The organism is Streptomyces sp. NPDC008238 (genome assembly GCF_042956445.1).
Classification (GTDB): Bacteria; Actinomycetota; Actinomycetes; order Streptomycetales; family Streptomycetaceae; genus Actinacidiphila.
Window position 1 is genome coordinate 13672 of the sequence record NZ_JBIBGK010000002.1, and the last position, 26274, is coordinate 39945.

Consider the following 26274-nt stretch of genomic DNA (forward strand, 5'->3'; position numbering starts at 1 on the left):
GTGCTGCTCACATGGCGAAGTGGCGCTCCAGGAAGTCGGTGGCCACGTCGCCCCGGCGGAACTCGGGGTGGCCGAGGATCTCCTGGTGCAGCGGGATCGTGGTGTGCACGCCGGGCCCGGAGACCTCGAACTCCGACAGCGCGCGCAGGGTGCGCTCGATGCAGCTGCCGCGGTCGGGACCCCAGACGATCAGCTTCCCGATCATCGAGTCGTAGTACGGGCTGACGCGCGCGCCGGGGACGTAGTCGGTGTCCACCCGGACCCACGGGCCGCCGGGGACGCGGTAGCGCTCCAGCAGTCCGGGGGTGGGGGCGAAGGACCTGGCCGGGTCCTCGGCGTTGACGCGGCACTCGATGGCGTGGCCGCGGATCTCCACGTCCTCCTGCTTGACCGACAGCGGGCTGCCGGAGGCGACCCGCAGCTGCTCACCGACCAGGTCGACGCCGGTGACCAGCTCGGTGACCGGGTGCTCGACCTGGATGCGGGCGTTCATCTCCATGAACCAGAAGACGTCCTCGCCGCCGTCACCCGCCCCGTCACGGGCCTCCAGCAGGAACTCCACGGTGCCCGCGCCCCGGTAGCCCACCGCGCGGGCACCGGCCAGGGCGGCCGCGCCCAGCCGCTCGCGCAGTTGCGGGGAGACGCCGGCCGAGGGGGACTCCTCGACGAGCTTCTGGTGGCGGCGCTGCACCGAGCAGTCGCGCTCGCCCAGGTGCACGGCGCCGTCGAAGTCGTCGCAGACGACCTGGATCTCGATGTGCCGGGTCTTCTCCAGGTAGCGCTCCATGTAGACGGCGCTGTTCTTGAAGACGGCCTGCGCGCTGGCCCGGGTGGCGGTGTAGGCGTCCCGGAGGTCCTGGGGGCGCCGCACGACGGTGATGCCGCGGCCTCCCCCGCCCGCCGCGGCCTTGATGATGACCGGGTAGCCGATCTCGGCGGCGACCGCCTCGGCGGCCTCCACCGAGTCGACCGGCTCGATGGTGCCCGGCAGCAGCGGGAGTCCGGCCTCGGTCATCAGCCTGCGGGCGGTGGCCTTGTCGCCGACGTTCTCCATGACGTCCGGCGGCGGGCCGATGAAGGTGATGCCGTCGTCGGCGCAGATCTCGGCGAAGTAGGGGTCCTCGGAGAGGAATCCGTAGCCGGGGTGGATGGCCTCGGCGCCGGTCTTGACGGCGGCGCCGATGATGTTGGGGATGTTGAGGTAGCTGCGGGCGGGCGCGCCGGGGCCGATGTGCACGGCCTCGTCCGCGGCCGCGACGAACCGCGCGTCGGCGTCGGGGGTGGAGTACACGGCCACCGTGCGCACGCCGAGGTCGCGGCAGGAGCGGATGATGCGCAGCGCGATCTCCCCGCGGTTGGCGACGAGCACCTTGTCGAACACGGTTGTGCCCTCTCAGTCGACGGGGACGAGGTCGATCAGCGGCTGGGCGTACTCGACGACCTCGCCGTCCTGGACGTGGATCGCGTGCACCCGGCCCCGGGTCTCGGCGGTGATCGAGTTGAGCAGCTTCATCGCCTCGATGATGGCCAGTTGCCGGCCCGGCTCGACGACGTCGCCGACCCGTACGAAGGGCTCGGCGCCGGGCGAGGACGCCTGGTAGAAGGTGCCGACCAGCGGCGCGGTGACGCTGACCAGCCCGGCGGGCGGGGCCTGCGCCCCGGCGTCGGCCGGTGCGGCGGGAGCCGGTGCGGGGGCGGCGGGCGGCGCGGGGGCCGCCCCGGCCGGTACCGGGGCGGGGACAGGGGCGGCGACCGCGGCGGACTCCCACTCGACGTCCACGCTGAGCCCGCCGGCCCGCAGGGTGATCCGCCGCAGGGTGCCGGGCAGTTCACCGGCGAGCAGCCGGGTCTGCGCCCGCAGCTCCTCCACCGTCGTCACGCCGCCGGCCTCCGGCCCGGTCACGGTGTCCGCGCTGTCCGCGCTGTCCGCGGTGCCCACGCCGTTCGGCGTCGTCGTGGCCTCAGTGCTCGTGCTCATCACGCTTCTCCCAGTCCACTACCGGCTGACGTTCGGGGTGCCCGAAGCGGTCGAACCTGTCCCGGCGCACCTCGACGAGCCGGTCCCCCGGCAGGTCGAGCAGCGGGGCCAGCGCCCGTACCAGGGCGGTCTTGACGTTGAGCGCCGTCGGGTACGGCGCGGTGTGCGCGCCGTCCGGCGGCTCGGGCACGATGGCGTCCACCACGCCGAGGCGCAGCAGGTCCGAGGCCGTGAGCCGGAGGGCGTCGGCGGCCCGGCCGGCCTGCTCGGCGGTGCCGAACAGGATGGTCGAGCAGCCCTCCGGGCTGATCACCGAGTAGTACGCGTTCTGCAGCATCAGCACCGTGTTGGCGACGCCCAGGGCGAGCGCCCCGCCGCTGCCGCCCTCGCCGGTGACGACGGAGACCACGGGCACGCGCACCCGCGAGAGTTCGAGGATGCACTCGGCGATGGCCAGGCTCTGGCCGCGCTCCTCCGCCCCGATGCCGGGGAAGGCGCCGGGGGTGTCGACGAAGGCGACGATCGGCAGCCCGAACCGCTCCGCGAGCCGCATCAGCCGCAGCGCCTTGCGGTAGCCCTCGGGGTTGGGCATCCCGAAGTTGCTGCTCACCAGCTCGGCGGTGTCGTGGCCCTTCTGGTGGCCGAGGACGACCACGCTCTGGCCGCCGAGCCGGGCGACCCCGCCGACGAGCGCCCGGTCGTCGGCGAAGGCTCGGTCGCCGTGCAGCGCGACGAAGTCGTCGAAGACGTAGCCGATGTACTCCCGCGTGGTGGGCCGCGAGATGGTGCGGGCCAGCGCCACCGTCTCGCGCGTGCCGCGCACGGCCGGGACGGGTTCGGTGAGCGGCTCGGCGCCCGCCGGCTCCGGGAGTTCGGGCACCGAGGGGCCGAGCAGGGTCAGCAGCCGGGCCAGGTGCTCGCGCTGGTTCTCGCGCGGCACGACCGCGTCGATCATCCCGTGCTCCAGCAGGAACTCCGCGCTCTGGAAGCCGGGCGGCAGCTCCTCGCGGATGGTGTTGCGGATGACCTGCGGCCCGGCGAAGCCGATCAGGCTGCCCGGCTCGGCGAGGATGACGTCGCCGAGCATCGCGAAGGAGGCGCTGGCGCCGCCGAAGGTCGGGTCGGTGTTGAGGTTGATCACCGGCAGTGCCGCCTCGCGCAGGGCGGCGATCCACTGCGAGGTCTTCGCCATCTGCATCAGGGAGAGCGCGCCCTCCTGCATGCGGGCGCCACCGGAGGCGGCGACCAGCAGCAGCGGCAGCCGCTCGGCGAGCGCGTGCCGGGCGGCGGCGGCGATGGCCTCGCCGACCACCGATCCCATGCTGCCGCCCATGAAGCTGAAGTCCAGGACGGCCGCGATCAGCGGGCGGCCCTCGATCGTCAGGCGCCCGGCGAGGACGGCGTCGTTGCGGCCGGTCCTGGCCTGGGCGTCGCGCAGCCGGTCCCGGTACGGCTTGCTGTCGGTGAAGCCGAGCAGGTCGCGCGGCATGTGGTCGTCGGGGAAGGGGCGGAAGCTGCCCGGGTCGGCGAGCTGCTCGATCCGGGTGTGCGGCGGTATCCGGAAGTGGAACTGGCACTCGGGGCAGACCTTGCGGTTGCGGTCCAGCCGCTTGCCGTAGATGAAGGCGCCGCAGGCCCCGCACCTGCGCCACTGGACGTCCTGGCCGGCCCGCACCGGCCCCTGCTGCTGTGTCACGGCGGTGTCCTCCTCCCCTATCCGCGGTCCGTGACCTGCGCGAGCGGCCGCTGCGGCCGGCCGGCGGTGGCCTTCGCGATGCCGAACGGCGGCATGTTGCGGTAGACGGTGTGCATCCGGGCCGGGTCGACGACGTAGGCCTCGTGGTAGATCCCGACGGCGCCGTTGTTGCCGACGGCTCGGTTGAAGCGGGCCCAGGCGGGCCGGTGGGCGGCCTCGGTGTTGCGCGAGTACGCCATCAGGTCGTCCATGCTGGCCCAGTACTGGACCATGATCACGGTGCGGTTGAGCCAGGTGCGCGAGCCCAGGAAGCCGTGCTCCTTCTGCTTGTTGAGCTCGATCAGCATCGGGAACATGGCGAGGAAGGAGGGCACCCAGCGGTGCACCTTCCAGAAGCTGTTGATCCTCATCCCGATGAGGAAGAGGACGGTGCCCTCGGGCGGGTCCGCCACCTGGGGTACGGTCTCGACCTTGCCTGCCACGGGGGCGCTCCTCTCGGATCTGCTCGGCTGGGAACAGGGCGGTGCGGGGCGGTGCGGGCGGAACGGCGTGCGGGGTCAGAACGGGTAACCGCGCGGCGGCTCGCTGCTGGTGAGCGTGTGCCAGCGGGTGAAGGCCTCCAGGCTCGCCCGGCCGCCGAACCCGGAGGCGTTGCCCGAGGCGCCGACGCCCCCGAAGGGCAGCCGGGGGTCGTGCCCGACGGTCTGGTCGCCGACGTGGACGACGCCGCAGCGGATCCGGCGGGCCAGCGCCCGCCCGCGCGCGGCGTCGGAGGTGTAGACGGCGGCGGTCAGCCCGTGGTCGGAGGCGTTGGCCAGGGCCACCGCCTCGCCGTCGTCGGCGAAGGCCGTGACGGTGGCGACCGGGCCGAAGACCTCGGTCCTGAAGATGTCCATCCGCGGGGTGACGTCGGCCAGGACGGTCGGCGGGAAGTACGGCCCCGTGGCCCGGCCCCCGGTGACCAGCCGGGCGCCCTGGGCGACCGCGTTCTCCACGGCGGCGGCGATCGAGGTGAGCTGCCGCTGGTCGATGACCGGCCCGATCTGCGCGTCCTCGCGGTACGGGTCGCCGATCCGCAGCGCCCGCGCGTGCCGGGCGAGCGCCGCGGTGTACTCCGCGGCCACGTCGCGCTGGACGAGGTGGCGGCGGGCGGCCATGCAGATCTGGCCCTGGTGCAGGAAGGAGCCCCAGGAGCCGGCGGAGGCGGCCTGTTCGAGGTCGGCGTCCGGCAGGACGACGAAGGCGTTCTGCCCGCCGAGTTCGAGCACCACCCGCTTCAGCAGACGGCCGCAGGCCGCGCCGATCTCCCGGCCGGCCTCGGTGGAGCCGGTGAACGAGACCATGGCCACGTCCGGCGCCTGCACCAGGGCCCGGCCGGTCACGGCGTCACCGTGCACCACCTCCAGCACACCGGCCGGCAGTCCGGCGGCGGCGAGGACCTCGGCCAGGACGCGCCCGCCGGAGAGCGGGGTGTGCGGGTCGGGCTTCAGCAGCACGGTGTTGCCGAGCGCGAGGGCGGGGGCGACCGAGCGCAGGGCCAGCAGCAGCGGGAAGTTCCAGGGCACGATCACGCCGACGACGCCCAGCGGGACCCGCCGCACCTCGCTCCGCCGGGCGGGGTCGGAGCCGGGGCCGTGCGGGGCCTCGGGCTCGCGGGCCAGCTCCGCGGCGTGCCGCAGCTCCCCGGCGCCCGCGTGGACCTCGTAGAAGGCCTTGCCGGGGATCGCCCCGCCCTCACGGACCAGCAGGTCCTGGACCTCCTGGGCGCGTTCGACGAGCACATCGGCGGCGCGCTCCAGCACCGCGGCCCGGTCGGCGGCCGGCAGTGCCGCCCAGCCCGGCGCGGCGGCCGCCGCCCGGCGGGCGGCCGAGGCCACGGCACCGGGGCCGGCGAGCGGGACGCCGCCCAGTTCCTCGCCGGTGATGATCTCGCGGCTGACCAGCAGCCCGGTCTCGGTCGCTGTGCTCACCTGCGTACCTCGGTCTCGTCGTCGGTGGGGGCGGCGGGGTGCTCGCGGCGGGTCAGCACCGCGAAGGCGGTGACCCGGCCGGCGCCGGCGGTGACCGTCACGTTGACGTCGCCGCTGAGCACGGTCTCGGCGAAGCGGGCGAGTTCGCCCTTGAACAGCAGGGTCCAGGGCCCGCCCTCGGGGCCCCGTACGTCGATGTCGCCCCAGCGGCCGCCCACCCGGGGCGGCGCGGCCAGGGCGCGGAGCGCGGCCTGCCGCAGCGACCAGCCGACCGGGCAGGCGCCGCCGGCCGGCAGCCGCAGCGCCTCGGGGCCGTGCCAGGCCACCAGTCTGCGGAAGGTGTCCACGTGGACGTCGCAACTGCCCACCCGGACCACGGTCCTGGTCCGGCCGGCCGGCCGCGCCGCTCCCTCAGGCACGGACCGGCCGCCCTTCGGCCAGCATGTGCTCGACCATCGTGACGAGGTTTCCTGCGGTCAGCCGTTCCAGCATCCGGTCGAGGGTGAGTTTCCCCGCCCAGACCTCCGGATCGAGTTGCGGCATGACGACCGCCAGCCTTTCCAGACCGCGCCGGGCGATGGTTCCGTTCGCGTCGCAGAATTCCTCGTCCGGGACGTCGCCCTGGAGGTACCGGCCGCATTTCTCGACGGAGAGGACCACCGGGACGCAGCATTCGATCCGGAAGAACACGTCGAGCAGGTCGAGTGATTCCATGCCGAGGTCGGCGGCGAAGGCGAGATCGAGGTGGTACTTCTCCGGTTCGATTCCCGTCGCCTCGACGACGACGGACCGCACCAATTCCTCGACGTCATAGCGAGGCATGCGCATCACTCCCATCCGGTGGCTCGGCCGGCCGCGGCTTCGGGGCCGTCCCCCACCAGATCCACCGGCCGCCCCGGACCGGACACGTCCCCCGCCGGGCACCGCCCGCAGGGCGCCGCCCCGGACGGCGGCACGGGCTCGCCCTCCTCGGCCGCGGCCAGGGCGCGGCGCAGTCTGCGCAGGCAGCGGGTGCGGATGGGGCCGACCGAGCCCAGCGACATCGACAGCGCCGAGGAGATCTCCTCGTACGAGGCCGGCGGGTCCTCCAGGGCCATCAGCAGCACGCCGCGGCACTGGTCCGACAGGCCGTCGATGGCCCGCAGGACCTCCTTCTTGCGGTGCGCCCGCAGGGTGATCTGCTCGGGGCTCTCGTGGTGGCCGGACAGCACCTCGAGGGTTTCGCTGTCCCCCACCATGACGAGCCGCTTTCCCCGTGTGACCACTTTGAGGGATTCACGCCTCGCCACGGTGGCGAGCCAGTCACCGATCCGGTCCGGGTCGCGGATGCGGTCCACGTTCTGCACCAGCCGGAACCAGGTGAGCTGCCGTACGTCCTCGGCGTCCACGTCGTTCATCCGATGGCTCCGGATGACGGACCAGACGAGCCGGCCGAATCGCTCGACCATTTCGTCCCAGGCCGTTTGTTCCCCTCGCACACACCCCGCCAGAAGCTCCGCATTCCCCTTCCGGGTCATTGGGATTCCTCCGTCCGGAAATCGCCGGTCTTTCGACGGGTGCGTATTCCATGCAACCCGGCGCAGGGGTTTTCGGGCAAGCCGCGGCCGCTGTCAGCAAGCGGTCCGGCCGCACCTGGACAGCGGCGCGCGGGGCGCCGCGTCCGGGCCGGGTGCGTCCGTACGTCAGGCGGCCGAGGCCGCGGGGGCCGGGGCCGTGTCGGGCTCGGGTTCGGCCGTGCGCTCGCGGGCCGAGACGCCGAGGCTGACCACGGCGCAGACGGCCGCGAGGGCGGCGGTGAGGTACCAGTTGAGCCCGGGGACACCGGTGTTGCGGGCCAGGTCGAACAGGGCGCCCGCGACCAGCGTGCCGGCCATGTTGCCGAAGCTGCGGAAGAAGTGCATGGCGCCCATCGCCCGCGCCAGCCGGTCCGCCGGGATCCGCCTGGTGACCCACAGGTCGAACGAGGGCGTGAAGAGGATGTCCCCGAAGACCACCACGAAGCAGCCGGCCACGACCCACAGCACGTTCCGACCCGCGCCGAACATGACGAACGCCAGCGCCATCGCGCCGAACGCGACCGCCATGACCTGCCCCGGACGGAAGTGCTTGATCATGAACCGGAAGGCCGGGTACTGCAGCGCCATCAGCGTGATGCCGCTGATCCAGAACGGCGCCGAGACCGGCAGCCCCCTGACGTACTCCTCCATGAACAGCGGCATGCCGACCAGGAAGCTGATGGACATGATCCAGAACAGGCTGGACAGGAAGAAGTAGCGCGTGCCCGCGCCCGCCTTCAGGCCCTTCAGGACCGCGAAGTTGACCAGGCGGGTCGACGCGGCGGCCGCCCGGTCCCGCTCCCCGTCGCGCGGGATGACGAAGACCGCGGCCAGGCAGTAGCCCGCGAAGAGCGCGAAGACCACCCCGAACAGCACCCGCATGTCGGCCCACAGGAACAGGCCGCCGACGACCGCGCCGGCGATGACACCGGTCTGGCAGGCCATCTGGAAGTACGAGAAGGCCTTGGTGCGGTGCTCCTCGGGCAGTGCGCCGAGGATGTTCTTAAGGCCCGGGAAGGACATGCCCGACCCGAAGCCGACGAAGAAGGCGCACAGGCCGTACGCCACGAGCCCGTCCGCGAAGCCCATCAGGCCGAGCGCGACGGCCTCCAGGGCGATGCCCGCGACGACGCTGCCGCGGGTGCCGAGGCGGACGCCCAGCCCCTCGTAGAAGAACGTGGACGACAGCCGGCCCACGTAGGTCAGGAACATCACGAACCCGGCCCAGAAACCGCTGTACTCGACCCCCAGGGTGGAGACGAGGTGCGGGAAGTAGATGTAGTTGCCGACGTGCGCCAGCGCGATGCCGACGCAGACACCGGCGAGCGTCCTTTTCGCCGTTGCGTTCACGAGTCCGACCTCTCGTCGTGGTGCAGGGCGACCTTCCCTCCGGTGGGGGTCGCCCGCAGGGACCTGATCTCCTGCGCCACGGCCTGGCGGTCGACGACCACGCCCGCCGCGACGGTGAGTTCCGGCAGGGCGGACGGCGGTTCGCCCTTGGCGGCCGCCGGCAGCAGGTTGAAGGTCGCGGGGGCGCCTTCGTGAAGAAGATCCGGCGAGGGTGCCGAGCCGGACACCTCGTCGAAGAAGAGCCGGTTGTCGACGGTGGCGGCGCGCAGCAGGTCGTGCCGCAGCGCGGCCCGCTCGCCCGGGTCGTCGCCGGCGAGCCGGTCCAGCTCCCCGAGCAGGCTGTAGCCGTGGAAGGCGCCGGTGTTGCCGCAGTCGGTGCCGACGAGCATGCGGCGGCGGGACAGGGCCGCGAGGCTGTTGGCGCGCATGGCGGCGAGCGCGGCGGTACGGGTGTCCTGGCAGCCGAAGCGGATGCCGAACGGCTCCTCGACGCCGGCGGCGAAGTCGAGGTTGGCCGGGTCCTGGGTCTCGCGGAAGCCGGGCCGGCCGTACTCGCGCAGGAAGTCCTCCCGGTCCATGACCATCGGGTACAGCCCGCCGAGGGTGGAGACGAAGCGCGCCCCCTCCAGGTCCCGCCAGTCCTGCGCGGTCAGTTCCAGGTCGCGCACGGGGTGGGCGAAGAGCCGGAAGCCGTAGCCGTACGCCTGCAGGACCTCCGCGCGGGTGTTGCAGTCGAGGATCGCGGGCAGGCCGTGCGCCCCGACCACCCGAGCGACGTGCTCCAGGACGGGCCCCGGCAGCCGGGAGAAGCGCCGGTCCGTGCCGGGCTGTTCGGTGCCGTCGGTGAACATGACCTTGAGGAAGGTCGCGCCGCGTGCCCGGTTCGCGGTGATCAGCGGCTCCAGGTCGTCGCCGGTGCCGAGCATGAAGACCGGCGCGGGGAACTCCACGCCGTGCCCGGTCAGTCCCTCGCCGTCGCGCATGGACGTGGCCGCGTAGCCGCAGTGCGCCAGCCGCGGGTACGGCACCGGGGAGGTGGCGCGGCCGGCCTCCCAGGCGTCGGCGACCAGCGGGAAGCCGAACATGTCGACGACGTGCGTGACGCCGTGGAAGAGGTACGACAGGGCGGAGATCCGCGCGTCGTCGAGGGAGTCGTCGAAGTTGGCCGGCAGCGCCAGGTGCGCGTGCGCCTCGACGAAGCCCGGCCACAGCTCCGGCTCGCCGCCGGCCCGGACGTCCCGGTCGGCGACCGCCTCGATCCGGGTGAAGACCCCCTCCGCGACCTCCACGTCGTACAGCGTCTCCGGGTCGAGGAGGGGGACGGCGACGCGCCGGAGCGCGCTCACCGGGCGACCTGGACGGAGAGGTCGACGGCGATCCGGTCCAGCGCCGACTCGCAGCGGCCCCGGGCCTCCTCGCGGCCGGCGCCGGTGAAGATCACGTGGCCCAGCCAGTCGAAGTTGCTCTTCGACAGCCGCGCGACCGTGGTGCCGGGAGCGCGGTAGGTCAGGGCCTCCACGAAGCCCGGCCGCTCGTTGAGGGCGGTGAAGTCCACCGTGCGCAGGACGCCCTCGACCGGCGAGCCGAACCAGCGGCCGCTCGCGGTGACCGTGCCGGGGAAGGGCAGTTCCGGGGTCTCGCCGAGCGCCTGGCGGATGACCTCCAGGTAGGGGTCCACCCCGCTGGAGATCTTCATCAGCTGCGGCACGATGCCGCCGATCAGCCGGCCGTTGACCTCGCAGAGCACCGGGCCGTCGGCCGAGAGGATGTACTCGGCGTGGATGAAGCCGAAGTCGATGCCGAGGGCGCGCAGCGCCTTCTCGTTCGTCTCGAACAGCTCGTCCTGCAGCGGGTGGCCGCGGAAGTAGGTCGCGCCCATCTCGATGAAGTACGGGAAGCCGCTCAGGCAGCGGTCGGTGATCCCGAGGTTGACGATCTCCCCGCCGGCCAGCACCACGGCCTCGACGGAGACCAGCTCGCCCTCGACGAACTCCTCGACGACGACGTCCGGGATGCGGGTGACGCCCCGCCCGTAGTCGGCGACCTGCGCCAGGTCGGCCAGGTAGGCGGCCAGGTCCTCCTCGCCGGTGAGGTGCAGGACGTGCAGGCTCGCGGTGCCGTCCGAGGGCTTGACCACGCACGGGAAGCCCACCTCGCGGATCGCGGCCTCCACCTCGTCCAGGGCGCGGGCGTGCGCGAAGCGCGGCTGGCGCACGTCGGTGCCGGCCAGGGTGAGCCGGGTGCGGTGCTTGTGGCGGGCGTTGAGGGCGCCCTCCACGCTCATCCCGGGCAGGCCGAGGGCGCGGGCCACGGAGGCGGTGTGGACGGTGTGGTACTCGCTGTAGGTCGTCACGCCGTGCACCGGGCTCTGCGCGTTCACCTCCTTCGCCAGCTGTTCCAGCGCGTCGATGGAGAAGGCGGACTCGCTGGTGATCACCCGGCAGCGCGGGTGGGAGAAGGCCGGCTCGGCGAGCGGCGACGCGGCGAGGTAGAAGCCGGGGTCGGCGCTGACCAGGGTCACCTCGTGGCCCAGGGACAGGGCGTTGGCGATGCCGGCGACGCCGTTCGGATTGCACTCGACCATCAGTACGTGCATGAGAACCCCCTCGGTTGGTGCGGGATCGGATTCAGTGCGGAGAGCACGGCGGGCAGGTGGAGGCCGAGCGCGGCCATCACCTCCCCGTGGTCGCCGCCCTCGGCCGGCCAGCCGTGGCCGGCGGCCACGGAGGTGACCTCGCAGGCGGGCAGCAGCAGGGCGAGGGCCTCGGCGACGCCGCCCTCGGTGCGGTGCTCCTCGACGACGACGAAGCGGCGGTGGTGGCGGGCGAGTTCGGCGGCGGCGCGGGAGAGGTGCGCGTGGTCCAGGTACGTGAGGTGCGCGTGCGCGGTGCCGGGGCGCTCCGCGCGGGCTGCCAGCGCCAGCCGGGTCCCCTCCTCGCCGACCGAGACCAGGCACGGCTCGCCGGCGGCACCGGAGCCGTGGTGCTCCCAGGTGACGGTTCCGCCCTCCGCGACGGGCGCCCGCAGGCTCTCGTACGCGGCGTTGCGGCCGGTGCGGATGTAGTGCGGGCGGCCGGAGCGGACCGCGGCGCGCACCACGGAGCGCATCTCGGCCTCCCCGTACGGCGCGGCGATCGTCACGCCGGGGACGCTGCGCAGGACGGCCAGGTCCTCCAGGCAGTGGTGCGTCGTGCCGAACCAGGCCCCGGACACGCCCGCGTACGGGGCGACCACGGTGACCCCGGCGCGCAGGTACCCGAGGGCCAGCTTCAGGCTCTCGGCGGCGCGCAGCGCGGCGAACGGGGCGAAGGTCGACACGAACGGCTTCCAGCCGGCGGCCGCCAGTCCGGCCGCCATGTCGACCATCGCGGCCTCGGCGATGCCCAGGTTGAAGAACCGCCCGGGGTGGGCCTGCTGGAACGGGTGCCCCTTGCCGCCCAGGTCGGCCTCCAGGCACAGCACCCGGTCGTCCTCGACGGCGAGCGCGGTCAGCTCGGCGCGGTAGGCGTCGCGCCCGGACAACGTCATCGGATCCCCCGCCTCCCCTCGTCGGCGCGCACGGCAACGCCGCCCCCGCGCCCGGGCGACCCGGTGGGCACGCCCGGAGCGTGGCCGGCGCGGCCGCTGCCGTCCCCGGCGGCGAGCACCGCGGAGGAGAGCACGCCGGCCGTCAACCGCCGGGAAACGCACGGGACGTGGCACGCGGGACGGCCGCAACCGGACCGGGCGGCCCGCGGACACAGGACGCCGTCGTCCGCTGCGGCGAGCACCGCGGACGGGAACGCGCCGACCGACAACCGCCGGGAACGGTCGCGGACGTGGCCCCCGGGACGACCGGGACGGCCTCTGCCGGACCTGACGGCCCGGAGGGACGGAGCGCCGTCCCCGGCGGCGCGCGCCACGGGTGCACCGGGCGGCCCGGACCGCCGGGGCGGGGCGTGCGGGGCGGGGCGGGGCGTGGGGGGCGTCATCGGATCAGTCGCTTCCACTTGGCGGCGCGCGCGGCGTCGATCGTCACGTAGTGCGAGGCGGCCTTGCCCTCGACGGGTGGGACGCCCTTGCCCTTGACCGTGTGGGCGACGACCGCGAGGGGCCGGGTGGCGGCCGACCGGTCGGCGGCGAAGAGGGCCGACAGGGCGGCCAGGTCGTGGCCGTCGACCTCGGCGGTGTCGAAGCCGAAGGCCGCGAAGCGGTCCGCGAGGTGGGGCAGGGGCGAGATGTCGGCCACCATGCCGTCGTTCTGGCCGCCGTTGCGGTCCACGACGAGGACGAGGCCGCCGAGTCGCTGGGCGGCGGCGACCTGGCAGGTCTCCCAGACCAGGCCCTCCTGGAGTTCGCCGTCCCCCGCGACGGCGATCGCCTTGCCCGTGCCGCCCCCGAGCCGCTGGGCGAGCGCCCAGCCCGCGGCGTAGGCCACGCCGTGCCCGAGGCTGCCGGTCGGGAACAGCACGCCGGGCACCTTGGGGCCCGGGTGGCCGGTGTAGGGCCGGCCGGCCAGGCCGTAGTGCGGCGCGGGGTCCTCCGGGATCACGCCGGTGACGTGGAGCGCCGCGTACAGGCCGGCCGCAGCGTGGCCCTTGCTCAGGACGACCTGGGTGCCGTCGCCGGCGGTCGTGGCGTGGTCGAGGGCGGCGACGAGGATGTCGAGGACGGACAGGCTCCCGCCCAGGTGGCAGCCGCGGGGGCTCGCCGCCATGTCGACGACGAGTTCGCGGGCGCGGCGGGCCCGTTCGGCGAGCGGCGCGTACGCGGTCTCCCGTACGGCGGTCGCGGGCGTCACGCCGCACCGCCGGAGGCGAACCAGTGGCGGACGGCGTCGGCGAGGACGCCGCGGGCGCGGCGGTACTCGTCGGCCGGGAGGCGTTCGGCGTCCGTGTGGTCGAGGGAGGCGTCGCCGGGCCCGTAGGCGACCATGGGGACGCCGTGCCAGGTCGTGGCGAGGGTGTTCATGTCGGAGGTGCCCTTCTTGACGACGTGCCGGGGCCGGATGCCGGCCTTGGCGAAGGCCCGGCCGAAGGACGCGGCCACGCTGGTGGCGCGGCCGCCCGCGACGCCCGGGGTGGCGCGGAGCACCTCGACGGCGAGGCCGTCGCCGGGGGCGTCCAGCGCGAGCGCCGCCTTGCGGACGGTGGCGAGGTCGGCGTCCGGCGGGACGCGGAAGTTGAGCGTGCCGCCGGCCCGCTGGGCCTCCCGCGCGTCGTGGGTGCGGACGTCGATCAGGGCGCTGAGCGCGTCGGGCGCGTGGGCGGCGACGGCGGCGCGGATGCCGGCCACGGCGCGCAGCAGCAGGTCGGGCGCGGTGACGGCGCCCATGCCCGCGGAGTGGCCGCTGGCGGCGGTGGCCGTGAGGCGGAGCTTGAACAGGCCGAAGTAGCCGAGGGTGAGGGTGCCGGAGCCGCTGGGTTCGCCGATGACGACGGCGTCCGCGGGGTAGTGGTCGCGGGCGTGGAAGGCGCCCTTGGCGGAGGAGACCTCCTCCTCGACGGCGCCGACGACGCGCAGTTGGCCGTCGCCTGGGACGTCGGCCGCGGCCAGCACCTCCAGGAAGGCCGTGAGGCTCCCCTTGGCGTCGACGGTGCCACGGCCGGAGAGCTCGCCGTCCCGCCAGCCGGCGGGCCAGTGGTGCGGCACGGTGTCGAGGTGGCCGAGGAGCAGCAGGCGGCGCGGTCCGTCGCCGCGGGTGGCGACGAGGTTGCCCGCGGCGTCGAGGTGCGCGTCGACGCCGTGGTCGGCGCACCAGTCGCGCAGGTACGCGGCGAGTTCGTGCTCGTCCCCGGAGACGGAGGGGATGCCGGCGGCGCGGCTGAGCAGGGTCAGGTCCTCCGCGGGGGGCGCCGCGCGCCAGAACCGGGTCCAGCCCGCGGGCTCCGCCATGGTGTGCGGGCCGGTGACGGCGACGTCCCCGGTGCCGTCGAGAGCGAGTTCGGCGGCGCGGACCTTCTGCCGCATGCGGCCGCCCGCGTACCGCGCGGCCTCGCCGGCGTGGGCGTGGCGGAGCGTGGACGCCGGGTCGGCGGGGTCGGTGAGCAGCCCCGCGGTGCCGGTGACCAGGCGGAGGTGGTCGGCGCCGAGGGCGCGCGCGAGGGCGGCGGCCAGCACGTCGGCGTCCACGTTGAGGGGGGCGCCCCCGTCGCGGTCGCGCACCGGCGGCGAGACGCACACCACGTCGTACGCGTCGAGCAGCGCGCGCAGCGCCCTCGTGTCGACGTCCTCGGGGACTCCCGCCCGGTGGTCGCGGACGACCCGGCTGCGGCCCTCGGGCGTGACGGTCTTCAGCGGCCGGTTGGCGCGCCCGCCGACCAGTCCGCCGCGGGCCGCGACGGTGGTGTGGACGGTGCGGCCGAGGTCGCGCAGGCCCGCCTCGACCGCGGGCAGGGTGACCCGCTCGTAGGCGTCGACGATGTGCGTCATCTCCTCGGGCGGGCAGTAGCGCACGGTGTCGCCGCCGGCGAGCCGCAGTTCGGGCATGGCGCGCCCGATCGCGGTGTAGTGCCGCTCGATGCCGACCGCGCCGCCCGCCACGAGCAGCACGCGGGCGCCGCGCGCGACGAGGTCGGACAGCTCGTGGAGGATCGCCCCGCGGGCGAGGGTGGCGCTGCCCACCTTGACGACGTACAGGGGCCGGTACGGGTCCGTCACGGCGCCACCGCCGTCCGGGGCAGGCCCGCGGTCTCGTCGAGTCCGCACAGCAGGTTGACGGCCTGGACGGCCTGGCCCGCGGCGCCCTTGACGAGGTTGTCCAGGGCGGCGACGGCGACGGCCTGGTCGTCCTTGACGACGACGGCGACCTCCGCGACGTTGGAGCCGACGACGGCCTTGAGCATCGGGAAGTCCTGCGGCGCCCTGGGCGCGGGGCGCACCTTGACGAAGGGGCGGCCCTTGTAGGCGCGGGCGTAGGCGCGCTTGACGTCCAGTCCGGTCGTGCCCTCGCGCAGCCGGGCGTAGCCGGTGACGAGGATGCCGCGGGGCACGTCGAGGCTGTGGCTGGTGAAGCGCAGTTCCGGCGTGGTGCCGGTGAGGTCGGCGAGGGCCTGCCGGATCTCGGGGGCGTGCCGGTGCCCGAAGGGCTTGTGGATGCGGAAGTTCCCGGCCCGTTCCGCCGGGTGCTCGCCGCTGTCGCGTCCGCCGCCGGTGGAGCCGGTCTTGGCGTCGACGACGACCTCGGGCAGCGCGAGCCCGTCCGCGAAGAGCGGGTGCAGGGCGTAGACGGACGCGACGGCCATACAGCCGGGCAGGTTGACGAAGCGGCTCTCGGGAAGTGCCGGGGACAGCTCGGGGACGTAGTACGCGAAGTCCTCGGCGGCCGGGTGCTCGGCGGTGCGCGGGTAGTGGGCGCGGATCTCGCCGGGGTCGCGCAGCCGGAAGTCGCCGGCGACGTTGAGGATCCGCTTGGCGTGCCCGGACAGCAGCGGCAGCAGTCCGGGCAGTGTGCCGGTGGGCAGGCAGCAGATGGCGACGTCGACGTCCGTGCCGGCGTCGGCGAGCTCCCGCAGCGGGCGCAGGGTCAGCCCGGCGGCGCGGGGGTGGTTGCGCAGCCACGGGTGGACGGCGCCGAGCGCGGCTCCCGCGGCGCGCTCGGCGGACAGGAAGGCGAGCTCCACACCGGGGTGGTCCAGCAGCAGCCGGACGACCTCTCCCCCGCTGTAGCCGCTGGCCCCGACGACGGCGACCCGGACCGTGCCGGGCGTGGTGTCAGCCAAGGCGGGCCGCCTTCTCGTAGGGGCGGCGGAAGTCGCCCTCCTGGACGAGCTTGCGGATCGCGTCGGGGCGCCGGGCCACCTTGGCGAAGGCGTCGGCGTAGCGCAGGATGCGCTCGTACTCGACCGGGGAGCGCAGTTCGCGGCAGAGCACGAGCGTGGTGTCGAGCATGTGCCGGACCACCGGGAAGTCCTGCGGGGTGTGGTCGCGCACGGCGTCCGGGTTGAGCGTGAAGGGGTGGCCGCCGCCGAAGCCGGCCCGGTGGACGAAGGGCAGGTGGCAGGGGATGGGCGTGTTCTGCCACTCGCGGGCGGGCACGCCCTCGGCGACCAGCAGTTCGTGCACGGCCTCCTTGACCGCGTACGCGGGCAGGTCCGCCAGGCCGACCGCCTCGGGGTGCAGGGTGACCCGGTACATGTTGTAGGCGTGGACGTGGCCGTCCGGCACGTACGGCGGGGTGAACAGGCCGGTGCCGGCCAGCGCCTCGCCGAGCAGCGCCGCGTTGCGGGCGCGGACCGCGTCGTAGTACGGCAGCCGCTGCAGCTGGCTCGCGCCGAAGGCGGCGGCGATCCAGGCCATGCCGTAGTCGATGCCGTGCCGCTCCAGGTAGTCCGCGGCCCGGTCGTGGGACTCCCGCTCGGCGAAGAAGGCGATGCCGCCCTCGCCGCCCAGCGGGAAGTTCTTGTCGGCCATCAAGCTCTGCCCTGCGGCGTCCCCGATGGAGCCGGCGACGCGGTCGCCGACGCGGGCGGAGTGGGCGTGCGAGGCGTCCTCGACCAGGGCGAGGCCGCGGCGGTCGGCGAGGGCGCGCAGCGCGGCCACGTCGGCGGGCAGACCGTGGACGTGGACGGGCATCAGGGCGCGGGTGCGCTCGGTGACGGCCGCCTCGGCCGCGGCCGGGTCCATGCAGTACGTACGCGGGTCGACGTCGACGAAGACGGGGATCGCGTGCGCGGCGACGACGGCCTGCGCGGTGGCGATGAAGGTGAACGCCGGGACGATCACCTCGTCGCCGGGCCGCACCCCGGCACCGACCAGCGCCATGTGGAGGCTGGAGGTGCCGCTGGCGGTGGGCAGGGCGAAGGCCGCGCCCACGTAGGACCGGTAGGCCTCGGCGAAGTCGGCGACGACCTTGTCCGGGTCCTGCCGCTGGGCCAGCAGGAGGTTGAAGACGTCCTCCTTGGTGATGACCGGGAACAGGGTGCGGCGCAGGTCGCCGGGGATGATCGCCTCGCCGCCGAGGGCGGCCAGTTCGGCGGTCACGTCGCCGGGTCGCGGCAGCGGCAGGGGGGCCGCGGGGAAGTCGGTGATCATGAGTCAGCTCCCGAGAGGGCCGGCCGGGCGGCCTGGGTGAGCGCCATCCGGACGCAGGCGGCGACGAGCGGGCTCAGCCGGTAGTTGAACTGCACGCCGGGCACCAGCCGCGGGTCGGCCTCCTCCTGCGTCCACATGGTGCGCAGGTCGTACGCGCCGAAGATCTTGAGGCGTTCGGCGCGCGCCCACACGGCGGGGTCGTCGGTGAGGACCGCGGCGGCCGGGCCGAAGCCGAGGCCGGTGAGGTCGGCGACGAGCACCGGCGCGGTGCCCGCGGCGGCCAGCCGGGTCAGGTCGTGGGTGTTGCCCGGGTCGAGTGCGACCAGGTCGTACGGCGCCGGGCCCGGGGCGGCGGCGTCGGCGGTGACGCCCAGCCAGTCCAGGAACGCGCGTTCCCGGTCGCCGGCGCCGGCCCGGGCGGCGACCCGGTCGCCGTGGCCGATGCCCTGGCCGGCGAGCGCCCCGTGCAGGGCGCCGCTGCGGCTGTTGAACAGCGCCGCCCTGGCCCGGCCGGTGCGCTTGGTGAGCAACCGCTCCAGGCCGGGCAGTTCCCGGTCGCTCTTCTCGATGCTCATCACGACGCCCGAGGTGAGGACCCGGGTGAGCACCGTGGCGGTGTCGAACGCTTCCATGGGTGGGGTTCTCCTCCGTCTGCCGGCTACGCGGCGGGGGCGGCGGACTCGGGCCGGTAGGTCTCGGCGACGTAGTCCGCGAGGTGGCCGGCCACGTCCACGCCGTGCTTGGCGGAGGAGCGGGCGAACTCGGGGTTCGCGTTGACCTCCAGGACCATCAGCTCGCCGGTGGTGCGGTCCTCGACGAGGTCGACCCCGTAGAAGCCCTCGCCGAGCACGTCCACGACCTGGCTGCAGCGCTTCTCCATCTCGCGGGTCACCGGGACCCGTACGACCTCGGCACCGAGGTGGGTGTTGGTGCGCCAGTCCGGCGAGACCCGCCGGATGGCGACGACGGGCGTGCGGCCGACGACCACGACCCGCAGGTCGTGGCCGGGCTTGTCGACGTACCGCTGGACGAGGACGGGGAAGAGCTTGCCCGCGGCGTCCGCGGACTCCCGGCCGCCGATCCAGGCCTCGACGCACTCGCCGCTGGTCATCCGGGAGACGCCGCGGCCCCAGGAGCCGCTCACCGGCTTGATGACGGCGGGCAGCCCGACCTGACCGACCGACTCCCGGACCTGCGCGTAGCTGAACGCGTGGAAGGACTCCGGGTGCGGTACGCCGTGGCGGCCGAAAAGGAGGGCCTGCAGGCCCTTGTCGTTGCAGGTCTCGATCGTCGTCGCGCGATTCAGCGCGGGCACTCCGCTGAATTCCAGCCGGCGCGCCACATTGACGGCCTCGCGGTGCGAGAGATTGCGGATGAGCGCGAGGGCGGGCGGTTTCTTGCGGCCCGTGACCAGACCCGCCAGGTCCTCCAGGAGGACCGGGCGGACGGCGAGCCCCCGTGAACGCAGCGCCTCCAGGAGGAGTTTCTCGTCGGGGCGCAGGACGGTGGCCGACAGCAGCACCTCGAACCCGGCGTCGGACCCGGTCACTCGCCCCAGTCCTCCTCGACCTCGGGCGCGAGCTCGATGCGGGCGCCGGCCTCGGACTTCTCGACGACCTCGTGCTCCTGGCCGCAGGCCGCGCACTCGGTGATCTCGCCCCTCAGCCAGTCCTGCTGGACCGGGATGTCCGTGTCGCACACCAGGCACTGGAGCGCGGCGACAGGAGCAGTCATTTCTCTTTCCTTTCCACTGAATTACCGGGCGGAAAAAGCAACTTCAGAATCCCCTGCCGACAACTCGGCGGTCCAGCCGGATCGGCGCCCTTCTCGTGATACGGCCATCGGGATTCTCAATGACGGAGCGGACCGTCCCGAACGCATGCGGACACGCGGGATTTCCCGTTCCCGCGCAATGGGGAACGGGAAATCACCGCGTGTCCGGAACAGCGCGGACGGCGCTCGCGGTGCACCGCGTGTTCAGTGCACCGCGTGTTCAGTGCACCGCGTGTTCAGTGCACCGCGAGCCGCAGCGCGAAGCCGATGAGCAGCAGACCGGTGACCCGCTCGACGCGGGCCCGCACCCGGGGCCGGCGCAGCACCGCGCCGACCCGGTCGACCACCAGGACGTAGGCGCCGAACCAGGTCACGTACAGCACGGCGAAGACGAGGGAGAGCAGGAGCGCGCGCGGCAGGGCGCTGCCCTGGGAGGGCAGGAACTGCGGGAGGAAGGTCACGAAGAACAGCGCGACCTTCGGGTTGAGCGAGTTGGACAGGAAGCCCTGCCGCAGCTGGGCCGCGCAGGCCGGCGGCGATCCGGCGTCCGAAGGCTCCGCGGGGCCGGCGCGGCGGGCGGCGCGCAGGGTGGTGAAGCCCAGGTACAGCAGGTAGCCCGCGCCCGCGGTCCGCAGGACCGTGAAGGCGACCGTCGAGGCCGTCAGCAGTGCCGAGACGCCGAGCGCGGCCGAGGCGATGTGCACCCCGAGCCCGAGCACCCCGCCCACCATCGTCAGCAGCCCGCCCGTCCGCCCCGCTGCCAGGGCGTTCCTGGTGATCAGCGCCTGGTCGGGGCCGGGGATCACGATGAGGACGAGCGAGGCGGCGGCGAAGGTCAGCACGACGGCGTCCGCAGCCGGGCGGCGAGCGCGCGGAGCACGACCGCGTTGTGCTCGCGCAGGTAGAAGTGGCCGCCGGGGAACGTGCGCACGTCCACGGGGGCCGTCGTCAGCTCCTGCCAGGCCGCCAGTCGGTCCTCGCCGACCCGGTCGTCGCGGCCGCCGAAGACGGTCACCGGGACGTCCAGCGGCGGGCGGTCCCGCCACCGGTACGTCTCCACGACCGTGTAGTCCGCGCGCAGCGGCACCGCGACCAGCGCCCGCATCTCGGGCTCGTCCAGCACCTCCCGGGGGATGCCGCCGTGCAGCCGGGAGACCTCCGCCAGCAGTTCGTCGTCCGGCAGCAGGTGCAGCCCCCGAGAGGTGCGCGGCAGGTGGGGCGCCGGGAAGCCGGACAGGACCAGCCGCTCCGGCGGCCGGTGGCCGGCCTCGCGCAGGGCGCAGGTCAGTTCGTACGCGACCAGCGCGCCGAGGCTGTGCCCGAAGAACGTGTACGGGGCGCCGAACTCCACCTGCCCGGCGAGCGCCTCGACCAGGGTCTCCATCGAGGTCAGCGGGGCTCCCCGAACCGCGAGCCGCGTCCGGGCAGTTGTACGGCGTGCAGCTCGGCGCCGGTCAGGGCGCGCGCCCAGCGGACGTACTCGGCGGCGGAACCGCCGCCGTGGGCGAAGCAGTACAGCTTCGGGGCGCCGGGCCGGGCGGGTCCGCTGACCAGCCAGCGGGCCGAGAGTCGGGTGATCACGGCGACTGCCTCCCCAGGACGGCCGGGCGGGCGACGAGATGGGCCGCGAGGGCGTCGGCCGTCGGGTGGTCGGCGATCGCCTTGGGCGTCGTGTCGATCCCGAGCTCCTCCTCCAGCCGCCCGCACAGGTCGAGGGTGGTGGCCGAGTCGAAGCCCAGCTGGTCCAGCGGCAGTTCCGGGTCGATCTCGTGCGGTGCGACGTCCAGGAGTTCCGCCAGGAAGGCGACGATCCACTCCCGCATCTGCTCGTGCGTCATCGTGTCTCCTCCGTCAGCGGCTCGGACGGGCCGAGCAGCCCCTCCAGGTGGCCGTCGAGCGCCTCCACCGTCGTGTACTGCAGGACCGTGCCGACGGGCACGGTGATCCCGAACGCGGTCCGCAGGCCGGCGACCAGCCGGGCCGCCAGCAGCGAGTCGCCGCCCGCCTCCAGGAAGTCGTCGGCGAGGTCGGCGCTGCCGAGGCCGAGCACCTCGCGCCAGATCTCGACGAGCTTGCGCTGCCGGTCGGTGCGCGGCGGCTTCGCGGGCCTCCCGCGTGCGGCGGTGCGGGCGCCGGCCTTCGCCAGCGCCGCGCGGTCGACCTTGCCGGTGCCGCTGAGCGGCAGCTCCGGCAGGGCGAACAGCTGGGCCGGCACCATGTGGGCAGCCAGGTGACCGGCGGCGAAGTCGCGCAGCGCGTCGGGGGCGAAGCGGCCGCACCGGTCGGGGCCGCGTGCCACGAGGACATCGAAGCCGACCGAGCCGGGGCCGCCGTCGGCGGGTGTGAGCACGGCGCTGCCGGTGAAGCCCGCGGCGGCGAGTTCGGCCGCCCACTGCGCGCGGTCGAGCAGCGGGTGCGTGGTGCGCAGCTCGGTGTCCTCGAAGGTGTCGAAGCCCTGCTGGAGCCCCATCACCAGGCCGAACCAGGGGTGGAAGGCGGTCTGCTCGACGATCAGCAAGGTCCCGCCGGGCGCGAGCAGCCCCCGCAGGGTGCGCAGCGTACGGCGTACGTGGCGGGTGTCGTGCAGCACGCTCGCGGCGACGATCAGGTCGGCGGAGTGGTCCTCGAAGCCCTGGGTCTGCGGGGGCACGTCCAGGTCGAGCAGGTCGCAGCGCAGGAAGGGGTACCGCGCGCCCAGGACCTCGCGGGCCCGGTCGGTGAAGTAGCGGGAGATGTCGGTGAACAGGTACTCGGTGGGCGCCGTGCGGCCGGCGGGCAGCAGCGGCAGCAGGTGGCGGGTGAGCGAGCCGTAGCCCGCGCCGACCTCCAGCACGCGCAGCGGCCGGTCGTCCGGCCATCCGGCGGCGAGGCGGCGCACCGCCTCGGTGGCGACGGCGTACGTCGGGCCGAAGAGCCGCTCGTAGACGCCGGGGGTGCGGTCGGAGGCGTACAGCTCGGCGGAGTGCACGCTCTGGGTGAGGACCCCGGCGACGTCCCCGGCGAGGGCGAGCATCCAGTCGGTGACGTCCTCGGGGATGCCGAGCACCTCGCGCAGCACGGTGCGGCTGCGGGCGGCGAGCGCGTCCGGGATGCCGTCCGCGGCGGGCGGGTGCGCCGCGGCGGCCCGGGCCAGCCAGCGCCCGTAGCGCGGGGCGACGCCCGCGGCGGCGTTGTCGGGCAGGCCCAGCCGGCGGAAGGCGGTGCCGGCGGCGGTCGCGTAGACCTCGTCCAGCACGTCCCAGGCGGTGCGCAACTCCTGCGGGGAGGGGCCGGGGGCGGGCACCTCGGCGGCGGAGCACAGGGCCCGCCAGTCGGCCCCGGCGCGGTCGGGGTCGGCGTGCTCGGTGACGAAGAGCCCGCCGGCCCCGGCGGAGTCCCTGGCCGGGACGACGTAGCCCAGCAGCCGTGCCGCGCCCGCCTCGCCCTCGGCCTTGACCACCACCGCGCTGTCCACGCCCGGGTGCCGGGCGAGGGTCGCCTCGATCTCCCCCAGCTCCACCCGGTGCCCGTTGATCTTGACCTGGCCGTCCCTGCGGCCCAGGAACTCGATGCCGCCGTCCGGCAGGTAGCGGCCGAAGTCACCGGTCCGGTAGAGCCGTTCGCCGGTGACCGGGTGGGTGACGAAGGCGGCAGCGGTGCGCTCGGCGTCGTCCCGGTAGCCGCGGGCGAGGCCGTGGCCGCCGATGTACAGCTCGCCGGCCGTCCACACCGGGCAGGGCGCGTACCGCTCGTCGAGGACGTGGAAGGTCTGGTTCCGCAGCGGTTTGCCGTACGGCACGCTCGTCGCGCCCGCCGGGACCTCCTCCACCGGGTGGAAGATCGACCAGATCGACACCTCGGTGGCGCCGCCCAGGCTGACCACCCGGGCGTCCGGCCACAGCGCCCGGATGCGGCCCGGCAGGTCGACGGGGATCCAGTCGCCGCTGAGCAGCACCAGCCGCAGGTCCCGCGGGATGTCCGCGCCGCCGTCCACGGCCTCCAGATGCTCCACCAGCATCTGCATCTGCGCGGGCACCGAGTTCCACACCGTCACCCCGTGCGCGGCCATCACCTCGGCCCAGTGCGCGGGTTCGGCCCGCTGGTCCGGCTCGGGCAGCACCAGGGCGGCGCCCGCGGCGAAGGTGCCGAACAGGTCGTGCACGGACAGGTCGAAGCCGAGGTCGGCGAGGCCGAAGAGGCGGTCCGAGGGGCCGATGCCGAAGCGCTCGTTGATGTCGACGACGGTGTTGAGGGCCGCCCGGTGCTCGATCATCACGCCCTTGGGGGTGCCGGTCGAACCCGAGGTGTAGAGGACGTACGCCAGGTCGGCGGGCTCGGCCGGGCCCTGCGGCCCGGCGGCGCCCGCGGCGGCGTCGCCGGGGGTGCCGGCGGGCGGGCGGGTGAGGACGCGTGGCAGGCCGGCGGGCCACTCCAGCCGGGCGTCCACCCCGGTGTCCGTGACGACCGCGACCGCCCCGGCGTCGGTGAGGATGCGCTCGCGGCGCAGGGCGGGCAGTTGCGGCCCGACCGGGAGGTAGGCGCCGCCCGCCATGAGCACCCCGTATGCCGCGGCGACCTGGGCGGGGCCCTTGTCGAGGGTGATGCCGACGGTGCGGTCGCGCAGGTCGCCGCCCGGGAGCGCGCCGGCGACGGAGGCGGCCCACGCGGCGAGTTCGCCGTACGTCACGGTGCCGCCGCCGCTGATCACGGCGGGCCGCGCGGGGTGCCGCGCGGCCCGGTCGAGCAGCGCGGAGTGCAGCAGCCCGGACGGCAGTTCGCCCTCGGTGGCGTTGGCGGCCTCCCGCGCGGCGAGCTGGTGCGCGGGGAGGGTGATCACCAGCTCCTCGTCCCACGGGGAGTCGTCGGCGGCGAGCCGCGCCACGGCGCCGGTGTAGGCCGCGAACATGTCGTCGAGCATGCCCTCGGGGAAGAGCTCCTCGACGGCGTCCCAGGTCAGGTCCAGGCTCCCGGTGATGTCCACGACCTGGTGGTCGAGCCAGACCTGCGGGGTCTGGCTGATCCGGTACGTGATGGAGCCGAAGTGGTCCATCGCCGACGAGACGTCCGCGGCGGTGCCCAGGCCGCTGGTGAAGACGACCGGCATCGTCTCGAAGCCGTTCTGCAGGCCGAGGCGGCGGCGTTCGCGCAGGGCCTGGAGGGCGCTGACGTGCCGGTGCCGCAGGTCCTTGCGCAGCTGCCGCTGGAGCCGGCCGACGCGCTCGGCCAGCGGGACGCCGCCGCCCGCGTCCGTCTCCAGCAGGCAGATGGACGTGAAGTCGCCGACCACCCGGCGCAGATGGGGGTGGACGCCGCGGTGCCCGGCCCCGTCCCCGGCGAGCACCAGCGGGAGCCGGTTGAAGAGGGTGAGGTTGAGGGTGAACCGGCGGGTGCCGCTCCACATCGCCAGGACCTCGGAGAACACGGTGGCCAGCAGCGCGGTCGGGGTGAGGCCGCGTTCCTCGCAGCGCCCCTGCAGCCGCTTCCACTCCTCCGGCGGCAGGTGGAACTCGCGGTGCGTGAAGACCGGCTTGTGGACGGCGACCGGCGACTTCGCCAGCGGCAGGTCGGGCGGCGGGGCCAGCGTGGCGGCGCGCGCCGTCCAGTACTCCCGGGACCTGCGGTGCCGCGGCGACTCGTCGCCGCGCTCCAGGGCGAGCGCGTACTCGCGGAAGCCCACCTCGACCGGCGGCAGCTCCCGCTCCTCGTCCTGGCACAGCTGCGCCCACTCGCTGAACAGCACGGTGATGCTGGCCAGGTCGACCATGAGCAGGTCGAGGCTGACGTGCAGCCGGTCGTGGCCGGGCAGCCGGGACATGCGGATGTCGAACAGCGGCCAGTCGGCGGCGGTGTAGACGTGGTGCGACATCTGCTCGCGCACCTCGGCCAGGTGCCGTTCCGCCTCCTCCGGCGGCGCCTCGCGCAGGTCGGTGCAGCGGACCTCGTACGCGGGGACCTCGGGCAGGACGCGCTGCCGGCCGTCCTGGCCGACGACGCAGCGCAGCATGCCGTGCCGCGCGACGAGCCGGGTCCAGGCGCGGGAGAGCAGCGCCGGGTCCAGGCGGCGGCCCTCCAGCTCGAAGTAGGCGTGCGGGGCGACGTTGCCGAGCACGAAGTTGGGGCCGCGGCCGACCCAGTACGCGTACTGGATCTCGGTCAGCGGGAAGGGGGCGTTGGCGTCGTCGTTCGCGGTCATCGGGGTGTCCCCTCCGGGAGGAGTTCTGCCATGGCGGAGCGCAGCCGTACCGGCAGCGGCCCCTGGTCGTCCTCGCTGGCGCGGATGGCCACGCCGAGCGCGAACCGGTCCCACACCTGGAGCACCTGCACCTGCCACAGGGGGCGCTCGGGTTCGGGGATCTCGTCGTCGACGACGGCCAGGCCGCCGTCGCGCAGTCGGTGCACGGAGAAGGCGTCGAAGCCCCGGCACATGCCCATGCCGGTGGCCTTGGTGTACGCCTCCTTGGCGACCCAGGAGTCGGCGAAGGCGCGACCGCGCTGGTCCTCGCGGTCGCGCCGCAGCACCTCGTTCTCCAGCGGGGTGAAGACCTTCGGCGCGAACTGCATCGCCTCGGGCCGGGCGGGGGTCGTCTCGGCGTCCACTCCAGCGGTGCGGCCGCGCACGACGATGGCGGCGATCAGCCCGTTGGTGTGGGTGATGTTGAAGTCCAGCCCCCAGTCGGCGCCGTCGACCACGGGCCGGCCGTACTTGCCCTTGCGGAAGCGCCACGAGTCCGGTGGCTCGTCGGTGTAGAGCGACAGGACCTGACGGGACAGCAGCCGGGCGCCGAGGAAGCGGCGCCTGGCGGCGGGGAACAGCAGCCGGTCGTGCCGGGCGCGCTCCTCGTCGGTCAGCAGTTCCAGACCGCCCGTCGCCTCGGCGAACCGGTCCACGTCCTCCTCGGCCAGCAGCCACACGTCGGCGCTGTCGGCGAGCGGGTCGGCGGACGGTACCGCGGTGTCCAT

Annotated in this window: 23 protein-coding genes and 1 pseudogene; all 24 read right to left on the minus strand. The window is 74.3% G+C overall.

Features of this window, described 5'->3' with window-relative positions; translation table 11 throughout:
* Nucleotides 1-7: 7 nt before the first annotated feature.
* A complete protein-coding gene (accC, locus tag ACFZAU_RS04890; RefSeq protein WP_500551135.1) occupies nt 8-1381 on the minus strand; it encodes an acetyl-CoA carboxylase biotin carboxylase subunit in 1374 nt (457 codons plus the stop codon).
* A gap of 12 nt (nt 1382-1393) precedes the next feature.
* Nucleotides 1394-1978 (minus strand): acetyl-CoA carboxylase biotin carboxyl carrier protein, encoded by a 585-nt coding sequence (locus tag ACFZAU_RS04895; RefSeq protein ID WP_500551136.1) that lies wholly within the window; start codon nt 1976-1978, stop codon nt 1394-1396.
* A complete protein-coding gene (locus ACFZAU_RS04900; protein WP_500551137.1) occupies nt 1962-3674 on the minus strand; it encodes an acetyl-CoA carboxylase carboxyltransferase subunit alpha in 1713 nt (570 codons plus the stop codon). Before ACFZAU_RS04900 ends, ACFZAU_RS04895 begins: the two co-directional genes overlap by 17 nt.
* 17 nt (nt 3675-3691) lie before the next feature.
* Nucleotides 3692-4156 (minus strand): DUF4188 domain-containing protein, encoded by a 465-nt coding sequence (locus tag ACFZAU_RS04905; RefSeq protein ID WP_500464652.1) that lies wholly within the window; start codon nt 4154-4156, stop codon nt 3692-3694.
* Nucleotides 4157-4231: 75 nt separating this feature from the next.
* Nucleotides 4232-5644, minus strand: a complete 1413-nt coding sequence (locus ACFZAU_RS04910; RefSeq protein WP_500464651.1) for an aldehyde dehydrogenase family protein — start codon at nt 5642-5644, stop codon at nt 4232-4234.
* Nucleotides 5641-6063 carry a hypothetical protein gene (locus tag ACFZAU_RS04915; RefSeq protein WP_500464650.1) on the minus strand — a complete coding sequence of 141 codons (423 nt, stop codon included), beginning with the start codon at nt 6061-6063 and terminating at the stop codon, nt 5641-5643. Before ACFZAU_RS04915 ends, ACFZAU_RS04910 begins: the two co-directional genes overlap by 4 nt.
* Nucleotides 6056-6466 carry an acyl carrier protein gene (locus tag ACFZAU_RS04920; RefSeq protein ID WP_500551138.1) on the minus strand — a complete coding sequence of 137 codons (411 nt, stop codon included), beginning with the start codon at nt 6464-6466 and terminating at the stop codon, nt 6056-6058. Before ACFZAU_RS04920 ends, ACFZAU_RS04915 begins: the two co-directional genes overlap by 8 nt.
* Nucleotides 6467-6471: 5 nt before the next feature.
* Nucleotides 6472-7161, minus strand: coding sequence for an RNA polymerase sigma factor (locus ACFZAU_RS04925; RefSeq protein ID WP_499602596.1), 690 nt, complete (start codon nt 7159-7161; stop codon nt 6472-6474).
* A gap of 165 nt (nt 7162-7326) precedes the next feature.
* Complete coding sequence (locus tag ACFZAU_RS04930) at nt 7327-8550, minus strand: MFS transporter (protein WP_500551139.1); 1224 nt, start codon at nt 8548-8550, stop codon at nt 7327-7329.
* Nucleotides 8547-9896: a hydrolase gene (locus tag ACFZAU_RS04935; protein WP_500551140.1), complete on the minus strand. Its 1350-nt coding sequence runs from the start codon at nt 9894-9896 to the stop codon at nt 8547-8549. Before ACFZAU_RS04935 ends, ACFZAU_RS04930 begins: the two co-directional genes overlap by 4 nt.
* Nucleotides 9893-11146, minus strand: coding sequence for an ATP-grasp domain-containing protein (locus tag ACFZAU_RS04940; RefSeq protein WP_499602601.1), 1254 nt, complete (start codon nt 11144-11146; stop codon nt 9893-9895). The genes ACFZAU_RS04935 and ACFZAU_RS04940 overlap by 4 nt, the downstream gene beginning before the upstream one ends.
* Nucleotides 11134-12078: a transketolase family protein gene (locus ACFZAU_RS04945; protein WP_500551141.1), complete on the minus strand. Its 945-nt coding sequence runs from the start codon at nt 12076-12078 to the stop codon at nt 11134-11136. Before ACFZAU_RS04945 ends, ACFZAU_RS04940 begins: the two co-directional genes overlap by 13 nt.
* 439 nt (nt 12079-12517) lie before the next feature.
* The gene (locus tag ACFZAU_RS04950) at nt 12518-13330 is read right to left on the minus strand and encodes a thiamine pyrophosphate-binding protein (RefSeq protein WP_500551142.1); all 813 of its coding nucleotides are present in this window, start codon (nt 13328-13330) and stop codon (nt 12518-12520) included.
* Nucleotides 13327-15189 carry a M20/M25/M40 family metallo-hydrolase gene (locus ACFZAU_RS04955; protein ID WP_500551143.1) on the minus strand — a complete coding sequence of 621 codons (1863 nt, stop codon included), beginning with the start codon at nt 15187-15189 and terminating at the stop codon, nt 13327-13329. The genes ACFZAU_RS04950 and ACFZAU_RS04955 overlap by 4 nt, the downstream gene beginning before the upstream one ends.
* On the minus strand, nt 15186-16250 hold the full coding sequence (gene argC / locus ACFZAU_RS04960; RefSeq protein WP_499602607.1) for an N-acetyl-gamma-glutamyl-phosphate reductase: 1065 nt from the start codon (nt 16248-16250) through the stop codon (nt 15186-15188). Before argC ends, ACFZAU_RS04955 begins: the two co-directional genes overlap by 4 nt.
* Complete coding sequence (locus tag ACFZAU_RS04965) at nt 16243-17562, minus strand: DegT/DnrJ/EryC1/StrS aminotransferase family protein (protein WP_500551144.1); 1320 nt, start codon at nt 17560-17562, stop codon at nt 16243-16245. The genes argC and ACFZAU_RS04965 overlap by 8 nt, the downstream gene beginning before the upstream one ends.
* Nucleotides 17559-18194: a degT/DnrJ/EryC1/StrS aminotransferase gene (locus tag ACFZAU_RS04970; RefSeq protein WP_500551145.1), complete on the minus strand. Its 636-nt coding sequence runs from the start codon at nt 18192-18194 to the stop codon at nt 17559-17561. The genes ACFZAU_RS04965 and ACFZAU_RS04970 overlap by 4 nt, the downstream gene beginning before the upstream one ends.
* 26 nt (nt 18195-18220) lie before the next feature.
* Complete coding sequence (locus ACFZAU_RS04975; RefSeq protein WP_499602611.1) at nt 18221-19111, minus strand: RimK family alpha-L-glutamate ligase; 891 nt, start codon at nt 19109-19111, stop codon at nt 18221-18223.
* Complete coding sequence (locus tag ACFZAU_RS04980) at nt 19108-19296, minus strand: lysine biosynthesis protein LysW (protein WP_499602613.1); 189 nt, start codon at nt 19294-19296, stop codon at nt 19108-19110. The genes ACFZAU_RS04975 and ACFZAU_RS04980 overlap by 4 nt, the downstream gene beginning before the upstream one ends.
* Nucleotides 19297-19571: 275 nt before the next feature.
* Complete coding sequence (locus tag ACFZAU_RS04985) at nt 19572-20177, minus strand: LysE family translocator (protein ID WP_500551146.1); 606 nt, start codon at nt 20175-20177, stop codon at nt 19572-19574.
* A pseudogene (locus ACFZAU_RS04990) lies at nt 20171-20916 on the minus strand (thioesterase II family protein). The gene ACFZAU_RS04985 and the pseudogene ACFZAU_RS04990 overlap by 7 nt, the downstream one beginning before the upstream one ends.
* A complete protein-coding gene (locus ACFZAU_RS04995; protein WP_499602618.1) occupies nt 20913-21173 on the minus strand; it encodes an acyl carrier protein in 261 nt (86 codons plus the stop codon). The pseudogene ACFZAU_RS04990 and the gene ACFZAU_RS04995 overlap by 4 nt, the downstream one beginning before the upstream one ends.
* Entirely contained in the window at nt 21170-25507 is a 4338-nt protein-coding gene (locus ACFZAU_RS05000; protein ID WP_500551147.1) for a non-ribosomal peptide synthetase, read from the minus strand. Before ACFZAU_RS05000 ends, ACFZAU_RS04995 begins: the two co-directional genes overlap by 4 nt.
* Nucleotides 25504-26274 (minus strand): 4'-phosphopantetheinyl transferase family protein, encoded by a 771-nt coding sequence (locus ACFZAU_RS05005; protein ID WP_500551148.1) that lies wholly within the window; start codon nt 26272-26274, stop codon nt 25504-25506. The genes ACFZAU_RS05000 and ACFZAU_RS05005 overlap by 4 nt, the downstream gene beginning before the upstream one ends.